Genomic DNA, 12,851 nt, shown 5'->3' with positions numbered 1-12,851 from the left:
CTGAAAGGGCAAAGGGCTTTTTAACCGGTGATTTAGAATAATCCTGAGAGCCAGCCGCCAAAAGTCATGAATAACGGCGCAAAGACAACAGAAACAATAGTCATCAGCTTAATCAAAATGTTGATGGAAGGACCGGATGTATCTTTAAAGGGATCTCCGACTGTATCGCCGACAACTGCAGCTTTATGAGCCTCGCTACCCTTGCCGCCATGATGCCCTTCTTCGATGTACTTTTTGGCATTGTCCCAGGCCCCGCCGGCATTGGCCATCATGATGGCCATTAGTACACCGGCAACCAGTGCTCCTGCCAGCAGACCGCCTACAGCCTCAGTACCAAGCAACAGACCTGTGGCAATGGGTACTAACACCGCCAGCAGACCCGGCAGAACCATCTCTTTCAGCGCGGCAGCCGTACTGATGTCAACACAGTTGGCATAGTCAGGCTTGCCAGTGCCTTCCATAATGCCTTCAATGGTGCGGAACTGTCGGCGTACTTCTTCAATCATTTCATTAGCTGCTTTTCCCACGGCTTCCATGGTCAGGGCCGAGAAGAGGAAAGGCAACATGCCGCCAATAAGCATGCCAGCAATAACGGTGGGTTTTGTCAGGTCAATGGAACTCAACCCGACTGCAGCGGTATAAGTGGCAAACAGTGCAAGGGCTGTCAGTGCTGCAGAACCAATGGCAAATCCTTTTCCGATGGCTGCCGTGGTATTGCCTACAGCATCCAGTTTGTCGGTGATTTTACGAACTTCTTTGGGAAGATCGCACATTTCAGCGATTCCCCCAGCATTGTCGGCAATGGGCCCGTAAGCATCCACAGCAATGGTCATACCGGCTGTCGCCAGCATACCGACTGCTGCCAGCGCGATCCCGTAGAGACCAGCCGCACTAAAAGCAACCAGAATACCAACAGCGATAAAGATGATGGGGTACATGGTGGACATCATACCCACCGCCAAGCCACTGATAATGGTAGTGGCTGGACCGGTTTCAGCTTGTTTGGCAATTCTTTTCACAGAATCATAGTCACCCGATGTATATATTTCAGTGATTTTACCAATTAACATACCTACAACAAGCCCAGTGACCACTGCCAGAAAACCACTCAGGTTACCCAGCAGGCTGCGGCTCAGAAGAAATGCAACCACGACGGTGATGGCTCCGCTCACATAGGTGCCTCTGTGAAGCGCCTTTGCCGGATTGGAATTCTCATCACCTTTAACAAAGTATGTGGCAACAATGGAAGCAATAATACCGGCAGCTGCCAGAATTAGTGGAAAGAGAGCTCCGTTTAAACCGTAGGCTAAAAGTCCTAATGAAATTGCGGAAATAATGGAACCCACATAGGACTCAAAAAGGTCAGCTCCCATACCGGCGACATCACCCACATTGTCACCCACGTTGTCAGCAATGACAGCTGGATTGCGGGGATCATCTTCCGGAATACCTGCCTCAACCTTACCCACCAGGTCAGCTCCAACATCAGCAGCTTTTGTATAAATACCACCACCCACACGACCGAAAAGAGCGATGGAAGAAGCTCCAAGGGCAAATCCGGTGATAATGGTTGCAGCCTCTTCAGGAGTTTTCATACCCGAAATCAGGATAAACAGACCGCCAACGCCCAGAAGACCCAAGCCGACAACAGACATGCCCATCACTGCTCCGCCGGAAAAAGCCACGCTTAATGCTTTGTTCATGCCGCTTTCTTTTGCAGCATTAGCAGTGCGAACGTTGGCCTGAGTAGCCACCTGCATTCCAAAAAAACCGGCAAGGGCTGAAAAAAGCGCCCCGATGACAAAGCAAACAGCTGTCAACGGGTTAATTCCGATTGCAAGTACGACCGCCAATACAACGACAAAAATTACCAGGGTTTTGTACTCCCTTTGAAGGAAAGTCATTGCCCCTTCATGAATGTAGGATGCGATCTCTTTCATGCGATCGTTTCCCGCATCAACCTTTTTAATTCTGGCGGCAAGCATGTACGCAAAAACAAGGGCCGCAATGCCCGCCAAGGGTGCAGCAATGAACTGATTCATTTGATCGTGTCCCTCCCAATAGTTCATAAGTAAGTTGTTACTGAATGGCAACCAAAATAATGGCAACAATAATGAACAGCACCGCACCGGCTGTAGTTACCTTCGTTAGAATGGCTTCGTAGCCTCGGCCCTGCTGTTTGCCAAATAATTGCTCTGCGCCACCGGAAATGGAACCGGATAAGCCGGCGCTTTTGCCGGATTGCATCAAGATGCTTCCGATCAGCACCAAAGAAGCCACCACTTGAATAATCATCAGGACTATTCTCAAACCGCTCATTTTCACACCTCCCATACCATGTCTTTAACATAGCTATTCTATCACAGGCCCTTTTTAAACGCAACAGTTAAAACACCCCTCCCGGGTTCCGGAAGGGGCACACCAGCACTGCCACTGAAAGCAGTGCTTATTTCAGGTTGTAAAACAATTCTTCGCCACCAAACTTGGCAGTTTCACCCAGAATGTCTTCAATGCGCAGCAGTTGATTATATTTTGCCACACGGTCAGTTCTTGCAGGAGCACCCGTTTTGATCTGCCCTGCGTTTACTGCAACGGCAAAGTCAGCGATGGTGCTGTCTTCAGTTTCGCCTGAACGGTGGGAAATGACGCAGGTAAAGCCCGCTCTTTTAGCCATTTCGATGGTGTCCAGGGTTTCAGTAATGGTACCGATTTGATTCAGTTTAATCAGAATTGAATTGGCGCTTTTTTGCTGAATTCCTTTTTTTAGACGCTTTGTATTGGTAACGAAAATATCGTCACCAACAATCTGAATGCGATTGCCAAGACGCTTGGTCATCAGGTTCCAACCATCCCAGTCTTCTTCTGCCAGACCATCTTCAATGGAAAGGATGGGGTATTTGTTGATCATTTCTTCATAGTAATCTACCATTTCTTCAGCGGTTTTCTTCACGCCTTCGCCGGCCAGATCGTAGATTTTATCATCTTCCATGTAGAAGCTGGAAGCCGCTGCATCCACAGCTATTTTCATATCTTCACCCGGTTTGTATCCTGCTTTTTCAATGGCTTCAACAATTACTTTAAACGCATCTTCATTGGAAGCCAGATTGGGGGCAAATCCACCTTCATCACCAACGCCTGTGGCCAAGCCGCGGGATTTCAAGACAGCTTTCAGGCTGTGGTAGACTTCCACTCCCATGCGAAGCCCTTCGCTGTACGTGGCTGCACCCACGGGCATGACCATAAACTCCTGGATATCCACATTATTGTCTGCATGAGCACCACCATTAAGGATATTCATCATAGGCATTGGCAGCTGTTTGGCATTGACACCGCCGACATATTGGAACAAGGGCAGGTCCAGCGCCTCTGCTGCAGCTTTGGCCACCGCCATGGAAACGCCCAGCATGGCATTGGCTCCCAGCTTGGATTTATTTTCAGTGCCATCCAGTTCAATCATGATTTCATCAATGGCCACCTGATCAACAGCGTCAAGCCCGATGATTTCCGGACCAATCACTTCATTCACATTCTCAACGGCCTTCAGAACTCCTTTGCCCATGTAACGACTTTTATCGCCGTCTCTCAGTTCAACCGCTTCAAACAATCCTGTCGACGCTCCAGATGGAACAATGGCACTGCCCATCACACCGCTTTCAAGATATACCTCCACCTCAACAGTGGGGTTGCCTCTTGAATCCAATACTTCCCGTGCATATACATCACTGATAATTGTCATAAAATGATTCACTCCTTTTCATAGATAGTTGCTGATTGACTGTGACCTTTTCCTTCAATTGCCGGTTACTTACTCAGGCATTGGATGCCCATTATTTCACCAGCAACGACTGCCCCGTCATTTCTTCGGGTTTTTCCAACCCCATCATTTCCAGCAATGTGGGTGCCAGATCGCACAGACGCCCATTAGCTGCAAGGGAAACACCTTCCATCCCAGCCAGAATCAACGGAACCGGGTTGGTGGTATGAGATGTCACCGGTGCTCCCGACTCTTCATTCAATAGTTCTTCTGCATTGCCGTGATCTGACGTGATTAGTAGCGCACCATCCATGGCAAGCACTTTGTCGACCACGCGTCCCATGCATTTATCAACCGTTTCGAGAGCTGTTACCACAGCATCCATGATGCCGGTATGCCCCACCATATCTGGATTGGCATAATTGAGTACCACCAAATCCAGGTCTTGATCATCGAGGCGTTGGATCAACGCTTCTGTCACTTCTTCTGCACTCATTTCTGGTTGCAGATCATAAGTTGCCACCTTTGGAGAAGGCACCATGATCCGATCTTCGCCTTCAAAGGGCGTTTCGATGCCACCATTAAGAAAATAGGTGACATGGGCATATTTTTCGGTTTCTGCTATACGCAGTTGTTTTTTACCCTGATGGCTGACTGTTTCACCCAGTGTATTGCGTAGACTCTGGGGCGGGTAGGCCACCAGTGGTCCCTGGATGGTTTTGTCATATTGCGTCATGGTCACATACACCAAAGGCAGCTTGCCTGCCGGACGTTCAAAGCCATCAAAGGTTTCGTCCAACAAGGCACGTGACATTTCCCGAGCCCTGTCGGGACGGAAATTAAAGAAAATCACGGCATCATTTGGTTTCACACAATGACTGTCGCCAGCGCTCAGTCCAATAATAGTGGGTAATACAAACTCATCGTTTTCTCCTCGCTCATAAGACTGTTGGATGGCGGCAGCTGCCGTCGCGGCACGGGGTCCAACTCCCTGAACCAGAGCATCATAGGCTATCTTAACTCGTTCCCAGCGTTTGTCTCTGTCCATGGCATAATACCTACCGGAAACCATGCCAATTCGTCCAATGCCGATTCGCATCATTTGATTTTCCAACTGCTCCACATAGGATAATGCACTTTGAGGCGGTGTATCTCTTCCATCCAGGAAGCAATGAACCACCACATCTGCCAGCCCTTCTTTTTGGGCCATTTCCAACAACCCTATGACATGGTCCAAATGACTGTGAACACCTCCATCAGAAAGCAGTCCCATTAAATGCAGTGTGGTTCCTTTTTCCCGGGCATGGTTCATGGCAGTAAGAAAAGCTTCGTTTGTAAGGTGGTCTCCTTCTTCAATTGATTTAGTGATCCGCGTCAGTTCCTGGTATACAACCCGGCCAGCACCAATGTTTAAGTGACCTACTTCAGAGTTACCCATTTGCCCGGCAGGCAAACCGACTGCTAAGCCACTGGCTTCCACCCTGGTGTGAGAGCAGGTTGCCATCAGCTCCTGAAAACGCGGCAATTGTGCCTGCTTTACCGCATTTCCTGCAACTTTTTCTCTTAGTCCAAATCCATCTAAAACCATTAACACTACTGGTCTCTTCATCAAATCGCGTCCTTTCGCACTAAAAGTGGATGATACCTAAAAACTCCTCGGCCTTCAGGCTGGCGCCACCCACCAGTGCACCATCAATTTCTTCACAATTCATGATCTCGGTGGCATTATCTGCTTTTACACTGCCACCATATAAAATGCGTATCTTCTCAGAAATGTCGTCTCCATATGCCTGCTCCAGTTGACTGCGAATAAAACCAACGGCTTCATTTGCCTGTTCTGGTGTGGCTGTTCTTCCAGTGCCAATGGCCCATACAGGCTCATAGGCTATTACCAGCTCAGCCACCGCTTCTTCGGTCAGACCTTCCAGGTCTTTCTTCAGCTGCTGTGTCAATACTTCAAAGGTTTTATCTGTTTCTCTTTCTTCAAGGGTTTCGCCGATACAGACGATTGGAACAAGTTGCTTTTCAAGTGCTTTTTTGGTCTTTTTGTTAATCATTTCATCTGTTTCACCAAAGATCTGTCGGCGTTCAGAGTGACCAAGAATGACGTAATGCACACCTGCTTCTTTCAACATAGCAGCAGATACTTCTCCGGTAAAGGCACCCGCATCTTCCCAGTGCATATTTTGGGCACCCAGCCGAATGGGGGTGTCTTTCAGCTCAATCGCCATACAACAGAGCAGCGGTGCCGGGCAGCAAACCGCCACTTCCACATCGGTATCACCCAGTTCTTCATAAATTTTTCTCACCAGTTCAGTCCCCTGAACACAACCCAGGTTCATTTTCCAGTTGCCAGCTATCAATGGAATACGCATACATTTCCTCCTTTATTTTTCCGGAATCGCTGCAATTCCTGGCAGTAATTTGCCTTCCAGAAATTCCAACGAAGCGCCGCCACCCGTAGAAATATGAGTCATGGCTTCGGCAAATCCCAACTGTTCAACGGCAGCCGCACTGTCGCCGCCGCCAATAATGGTAACCGCATCACTTGCTGCCAGTGCTTTTGCGACTTCTCTTGTGCCGTTGGCAAATGCATTGATTTCAAAAACACCCATAGGGCCATTCCAAACAACTGTCTTTGCTTCTTTTATAGCTTTGGTGTATTGATTAATGGTTTCAGGACCAATATCAACACCGATTCCATCAACGGGCATATTTTCCATCATTACTGTCTTGTATGCGGCATCTTCGCTGACAGCATCCGCTGTCACAGTATCTACCGGTAATAACATGGTCACATTGGAAGCTGCTGCTTTTTCCATCAACTCAGTGGCCAAATCCAGTTTATCTTCTTCAAGAAGCGATTTGCCTATTTCAAATCCTTTGGCTTTTAGGAATGTGTAAGCCATTCCGCCGCCAATAATCAATATGTCCACTTTCGTCATCAGGTTTTCAATCACGCCGATTTTATCCGATACTTTCGCGCCACCTAAAATAGCGACAAAAGGTTTTTCAGGATTTTCCAGCGCTTTACCCAGAAATTGCACTTCCCTTTCGATAAGGAATCCCATAGCTGCGGGCAAGTATTCAGCCAACCCTGTTGTGGAGCAATGGGCCCGATGAGCTGTTCCAAAAGCATCGTTAACATACATGGTTCCCAACGAGGCCAACTCTTTTGAAAAAAGAGTGTCATTCTTTTCTTCTTCTTTTCGATAGCGCACATTTTGAAGCAGCAAAATTTCTCCCGGTTTTAAGGCACTAGCCATTTGCTGCGCTGTTTCTCCCGTTACCAGATTGTCATCAGCAAATAAAACCTGTTTGTTCAACAACTCTCCGATTCGTTGAGCCACAGGCTTCAGAGAATATTTCGGATTTGCCTCGCCTTTGGGTCTTCCGAGGTGAGACATCAGAATCACAGCCGCATTTTCTTTCAACAGATATTCCACAGTAGGCAAAGCAGCACGAATCCTGATATCGTCTGTAATACTGCCTTCTTTCATCGGAACATTGAAATCACAACGCACCAGCACTTTTTCTCCAGACACCTTTAAATCTTCCATGCGTTTTTTGTGAAGCACCGACATACAATCCCTCCTATTCATCATTCATGATCAATGGCCATGGATTCACAATGGTCACTCATTATAGGTTGCTTTAAAAGTGTTTCATAATTTCCATTGCGGCGGCTTCATCTGTTACCAGCACCATCGATGGTTTCAATCTGGCAATGGTGAAGATGGCTTCTGCCTTGCGAGCTCCCCCGGCAACTCCGATGGCATGTTCCATTTTGAGAAAATCGTTGAAATTGATGCCCAGGGTTTCAATTTCATGCACGATGGTGCCTTCTCGGGTGAAGTAGAAACCGAAAGACTCTGCCACTGCCCGTTGCCTCGACAGCATGTCAATCTGGTCCTGTGAAAACTCTCGGCGCCGCGCCATCTCATCAGCACGACCTATTCCAAAAACGAGGCACCGTGTGGTTTTGATGGTTTCCACCACTTTTTTGATGGCGGGGTCATTCAAAACACTTTGTAGAGCTTCCTTGCTTAACGTGTCAGAGGCATGGAGCAGCATGTAGCGGGCTCCCAACTTGCGGGCAATTTGTGCCACAACGGTGTTGGCCTGTTTTTCCACTTCACGGCCAAATCCTCCTCTGGCAGGTACGACAGTTACATGTTCCATCTTTCGCATCTGTGTAAGCACTTCGGCCACAGCTGCCATCGTGCTGCCGCCAGTGATCCCCAGCACCATGTCATCTTCCAGGGTTTGTTGCAATTGCATTGAAGCAACTTTCGCCATATCATTGAGCACATACTCTTCTTCTTCGAGATTTCCAGAGACCACATAAGCATTGCGGATTCCCAGTTTTTTCTGAAGTGAATCCTGAAGATGCCGGATGCCTCTCAGCTGATAGATACTCTCTTTCAGTTTTTGAATCACTTCCCGCCCTTCTGGCGTAACCGTCATGCCTCCAGCCTCAACATCAAGAAGCCCCTGCAGTTGCAAAAAAGAGATTTCTTTGCGTACAATCCGCTCTCCAATCTGTAACTTGCCGGCAAGTAACCGTCGACCGATGGGTTGCCAGACAGCAATGTTCCTCAAAATATGATACCGTTTCTCCATGAGGGTCAGCATTTCAGGCACAATTATTTTTTGAAGATCCAGTAGCTCTTTCATGGATTTATCCGCCCTTCTCGGGACACTTTTGATCCCTGTGTTGCATTTTTTGTCCCTGCATCGTAAAAAAAGAGCGAGCTTAGGCCCACCCTCATTATATCTTAAATATCAATGGAGAGCAACTAAAGAAACTCCTTTTTTCAATAACGTTTGCGTTTGGAAGATGCTGGTATTTTCATATCTTCCCGGTATTTTGCAACGGTTCTTCTCGAAATTTTGATACCTTTCACCGCCAGTTCGTGGGCGATGCGGTCATCACTCAATGGTTTCCGTGCATTTTCAGCATCAATGATATCTCTGATATAATTCTTAATACTTTCCGATGCAATGCCTTCACCATTTTCGTCGGAGACGCCGCTGGAGAAGAAATACTTCAGTTCAAAGGTTCCCATCGGGGTTTCCATATACTTGCCATTTGTCGCACGACTCACCGTAGACTCGTGAACTCCGATTTCGTCTGCCACTTCTTTCAGTGTCATTGGCTTTAAATGCTTTTTCCCGTATTCGAAAAAACAGCGCTGTTTGCGAACGATCATTTCAACCACTTTGTAAATGGTTTGCATGCGTTGTTCAATACTTTTGATCAACCACATGGCACTGTTAAATTTATCATTGAGAAATTTGACCGCATCGTGATTCTGCTCTTCGCTCGATAACATTTTTTGATAGTCTTTGCGAATGGTCAGGCGGGGACTGTTTCGGTCGTTGGGGATAATATAGTAATCATCGCCCACTTTTCGTACCACCATATCTGGCACGACATACCGGTTGTCAGCATCAGCATACATGCGCCCGGGTTTGGGCTCCAGTGTTTTAAGGTAATCGCAGATTTCCTGTACTTGTGCCGAAGAAATGTTCAATTGTTTAGCAATGAGGGGGTATTTGTTATCTGCCAGATCATCCAGATAATGATGGATGATCTGGTAAACGTTTTCATTTCTGATTCCTGCGGCACGACATTGAATCGAAAGACATTCACTGAGATTCCGTGCCCCAACGCCCACAGGATCAAAGCTCTGCACAATTCGCAACACATATTCCACTGTTGCAGGATCTTCCTCCAGTTCTCGTGCGATCTCTTCCACTCCTGCCGTCAGATAGCCGTTGTCATCCAGGCTGTGGATAATATACTCGCAAATCTCATGATAAGCTGCATCCAGCAGGGTTAAATGGTATTGAAACAGCAAGTGTTCTTGCAGTGTTGGGTTTTTAAAAATGATATTCTCATAATTGAAGTCATTGTCCCGATTGTGGTGAAAAGCTTCTTTACAGTATTCATAGTTATCAAAGTCTTCCACGTATTCTTTCCAGTCCACTTTATTTTCTGGGCTGGGTTCTTCTTTGGCGGCTTTTTCTTCTTCATTAATCTCAATGACAGGGTTGCTTTCAATTTGCTGTTCAATGTATTCTTCCAGCTCCATTGAAGTGAACTGAAGGATTTTGATGGCCTGTCGCAGTTGCGGTGTCATCACCAGTTTCTGTGATTGTTCCAAATGAAGATTGTATCCCATTTCCACTGCCATCACCTCCCAAATCTTCATGTTGACTACCGTCCAAGGATTCTGAAGTTATTATACCATTATTCCATAATAATTAAAAGACTTTTTCCATAATCGGCTTGTTTTGGCACATAATTTGCATATGTTTACACGCATTCAATTTCTTCCTGCACTAAAAATCCAGTTTGCCTCAGCAGCACCAGTGTTTTTTCCAAATTTCGATGATTAACCATCAGTATAGGACCGGTGCATCCCATGCCGCTTTCCGCATAAATGCCATTTTTCCAAATGAGTTTCACTGCCTGTTCAATGTCCATGATATCAACGCCTGAAATGCCACTGGTCACTGGTTCTCCCAGTGGCGAAACCACTTCTTCACTGTTTCTGGTTCCTCTTCCGTTCCGATCATTGTTTAAGGATTGGATCAACCTCTGCAACCCCGCACGATGCGCCAGATCAAACTCTTTCTTAGCCACCTGATTCAGTTTTCCCTTTGCCAGCTGAACAGCATATAAAACAGCATTCTGAACAACAGAATACCCCGAGGCTCTCGATATGACCATTGCCAGGCGTTCGTAGTTTTCTCCAATACCGGGGCCATAGCCGGCTCCCACCGATTCACTGCTGCCACCTGTCATAAAAGTTGCGCACATTTTCATGGTGATATTGCCCGTTAGAGAGTCTTGCACAAGCACATCTGGCGTACCTGCTATGACATCGTTACCTCTCATGATACAGCCGGACTCAGGACGCACAGAGTTGGCGAACTCAATGGGGTAACCATTTGCGGCCAGTTGATGAAGCGCTTTTTCTGTTTGACGGGCACCGTCCACATTGAGAATTCCCACACGAGGCGATTCAATTCCCATTGTCTTTGCCACGATTATGCCATACAGTGCATTCATCACCATGGCCGAAGAACGGTTCAATGCCGCTGTTCCTGAGGTGGTTGCCAGATAAAAATCCCGCCCTTTTCCGGGCGCCATCATTTTGCCCACCGATGCAACCCCTATTGGATAAGTGTAGTGGGTTGTTATGCAGGCGTCAAGCATTCCGTAATCCAACATTGTTTCCATTTTTCGATGCATTTCTTCTTCAGTTGAGGCTTCAAATTGAAGCAAATGGGTCTGTTGACGCGGGCCTATGAGCACCACTTCAAACTCATCCATACGATCGGAAATTTCCTCCGCGGCTTTCACCCAGTTTTCCACTCCAACTTCGCAGCCCAATGTTGTCAATCCAATTTTTATGTTCCTGCCGAATTTTCCACTTTCGATAGCATCGGCAATTTGGTAAAAAACCTCTCCTGCGATTTTCTTGACAGAGAGCTGTTCAGGCATGGTAATGCACCTCGATTTCTATGATTCCTGATCATCCAGCAGCTTGGACGCAAAATCCCGCATGAGCGACGCGATCATCATTTTGACTTCATCCTCAGAGATCATTTTGCCGTTTTCCTGCTGTACTTCTCCTGGGTTCTTTTCCAATATAAACGAGATACCATCAAACTGATTCGTCAGCCTGGCAAGGAATAAACTGCCTTTGCCGACAATCATGGCACGATGTAGTTCGTTATTGAGAAAAGCCTGACGGGCATGACCGATATAGGGTATCCCTGAAGGGATATGTCCCTGGGTAGGTGCCCAACCTGGAAAACCATGCTGCTCTCCAAAAGTGGCCACTTCTCGCTGCTCTATTTCTTCCCGTTTGACTCCCAATGCCGCAATCATTTTATAGTTTGCTTCCGGCACATCACCGGCTCCAGCAGGGCGGGTTATATCTGGGTTCTGCATTTCAACCGAGTACCGATCAATATCCCGAATTTTATAGCCCGCTTTATCAAGGGGCATGGTGACCAGCGATGTGATCACTGCTTGGGGAGAAGATCCTGTGGAAACGGTATGACGACCGATGAGATCGGTGCGGATAATGGGATTGATCCCATCATTTTCGCTTATGAGCACTGCAAATCCAGCAACCATGTCTTCAAGAACGGGAACATCCTTTGCCATATGCTCCCGGGCGTTCATTCCCAGTTTTGCAAGGGTTCCCCCAGCAGTGACCAAGACATTTTTATATATTTTTGACTGCACCAGCGCTGCTGCCTCTACAATCGCATGAGCTGGTGCCGCACAAAAGGCCCGGGTATCTGAGCCGGTGGCATTACCTGCACCGATGGCTTCGGCAATGGCTTTAGCGAAATTTCCACCGCCCCGCTGGGTCATATCACCCGCTGCATTCTCTGAACACTCAATCACATAGTCGATGTCTAAGGGGTCAATCCCGTTTCTATCCAGCAGGTTCAGGCAGGTCAAGACTGCCGAAGCTTTCGTGGCCAGATTTTCCATGATGACCAGCGGTGACAGGTTTGGGTCAAACTCATGACCACGTTTCACACAGCCGACTATTTTGCCTTCCAGTTCAAGCGGCGTGGCCTGCTGTTCTTCAATAAGGTAACGCAGGCTTTCCAGCTCTTCCCCTTCTTTAAGCCGGGCAATCCGAGCTTCATTGAAAAGCGGGTGCTTGGATAGCTGTTTTTTCAACATGGAGGTGAAGCTCTTTTCGAGACGAATCAGATCAAACACATCTGCTGTTTTAACCAGTCCAATGAATTCTTCCTGAGGCATGATTTCACCAAAAGCACCATACCTGTCGGAACCGGAAAGCGGATGATCGTACCAGGGGGTCCCCAGGCGCCGAAGCTGTTCTGGGTTCATTTCTCCAATATATACCTGATTGGGTGGATAAGCCACCACTTCATCGAATGTACGCAACGAGTCAGGCAGTTTCTTCATAAATTCTGCTGTCGGATTTATATGCACAGCTTCACGGGCAACTGCGCTGAAGCGTGCCATCAAACCGGCGGCATGAGCCAGGGTATAGCCTTCTGCTTTGATAACAGGAAAAAACACCAGGGTCAC

10 protein-coding genes are annotated in these 12,851 nt (G+C 47.4%); all 10 read right to left on the bottom strand.

From position 1 onward, the window contains the following. Positions 1 to 32: 32 nt before the first annotated feature. The 10 genes from AAIG11_RS05065 to grdC all read right to left on the bottom strand — a co-directional run bounded on the left by AAIG11_RS05065 (position 33) and on the right by grdC (position 12,842). Entirely contained in the window at positions 33 to 2,042 is a 2,010-nt protein-coding gene (locus tag AAIG11_RS05065; RefSeq protein ID WP_343185158.1) for a sodium-translocating pyrophosphatase, read from the bottom strand. 37 nt (positions 2,043 to 2,079) lie between these two features. Further along, positions 2,080 to 2,319: a preprotein translocase subunit SecG gene (secG, locus tag AAIG11_RS05060; RefSeq protein ID WP_343185157.1), complete on the bottom strand. Its 240-nt coding sequence runs from the start codon at positions 2,317 to 2,319 to the stop codon at positions 2,080 to 2,082. A gap of 127 nt (positions 2,320 to 2,446) precedes the next feature. Next, complete coding sequence (eno, locus tag AAIG11_RS05055; protein ID WP_343185156.1) at positions 2,447 to 3,736, bottom strand: phosphopyruvate hydratase; 1,290 nt, start codon at positions 3,734 to 3,736, stop codon at positions 2,447 to 2,449. Positions 3,737 to 3,827: 91 nt separating this feature from the next. Continuing rightward, complete coding sequence (gene gpmI, locus AAIG11_RS05050; protein ID WP_343185155.1) at positions 3,828 to 5,366, bottom strand: 2,3-bisphosphoglycerate-independent phosphoglycerate mutase; 1,539 nt, start codon at positions 5,364 to 5,366, stop codon at positions 3,828 to 3,830. 16 nt (positions 5,367 to 5,382) lie between these two features. After that, entirely contained in the window at positions 5,383 to 6,129 is a 747-nt protein-coding gene (gene tpiA / locus AAIG11_RS05045) for a triose-phosphate isomerase (RefSeq protein WP_343185154.1), read from the bottom strand. Between the two features lie 12 nt (positions 6,130 to 6,141). Then, positions 6,142 to 7,338, bottom strand: a complete 1,197-nt coding sequence (locus tag AAIG11_RS05040; RefSeq protein WP_343185153.1) for a phosphoglycerate kinase — start codon at positions 7,336 to 7,338, stop codon at positions 6,142 to 6,144. A gap of 70 nt (positions 7,339 to 7,408) precedes the next feature. After that, a complete protein-coding gene (locus AAIG11_RS05035) occupies positions 7,409 to 8,431 on the bottom strand; it encodes a sugar-binding transcriptional regulator (RefSeq protein ID WP_343185152.1) in 1,023 nt (340 codons plus the stop codon). A gap of 140 nt (positions 8,432 to 8,571) precedes the next feature. After that, entirely contained in the window at positions 8,572 to 9,972 is a 1,401-nt protein-coding gene (rpoN, locus tag AAIG11_RS05030) for an RNA polymerase factor sigma-54 (RefSeq protein ID WP_343185151.1), read from the bottom strand. A 104-nt stretch (positions 9,973 to 10,076) separates the two neighbouring features. Next, positions 10,077 to 11,270 carry a glycine/sarcosine/betaine reductase complex component C subunit alpha gene (gene grdD / locus AAIG11_RS05025; RefSeq protein ID WP_343185150.1) on the bottom strand — a complete coding sequence of 398 codons (1,194 nt, stop codon included), beginning with the start codon at positions 11,268 to 11,270 and terminating at the stop codon, positions 10,077 to 10,079. Between the two features lie 18 nt (positions 11,271 to 11,288). Then, positions 11,289 to 12,842 (bottom strand): glycine/sarcosine/betaine reductase complex component C subunit beta, encoded by a 1,554-nt coding sequence (gene grdC, locus AAIG11_RS05020; RefSeq protein WP_343185149.1) that lies wholly within the window; start codon positions 12,840 to 12,842, stop codon positions 11,289 to 11,291. Between the last annotated feature and the right edge of the window lie 9 nt (positions 12,843 to 12,851).

Source organism: Anoxynatronum sibiricum (genome assembly GCF_039414295.1).
GTDB classification, from domain to species: domain Bacteria; phylum Bacillota; class Clostridia; order Peptostreptococcales; family Tindalliaceae; genus Anoxynatronum; species Anoxynatronum sibiricum.
This window is presented reverse-complemented; position numbering and strand designations above follow the sequence as displayed.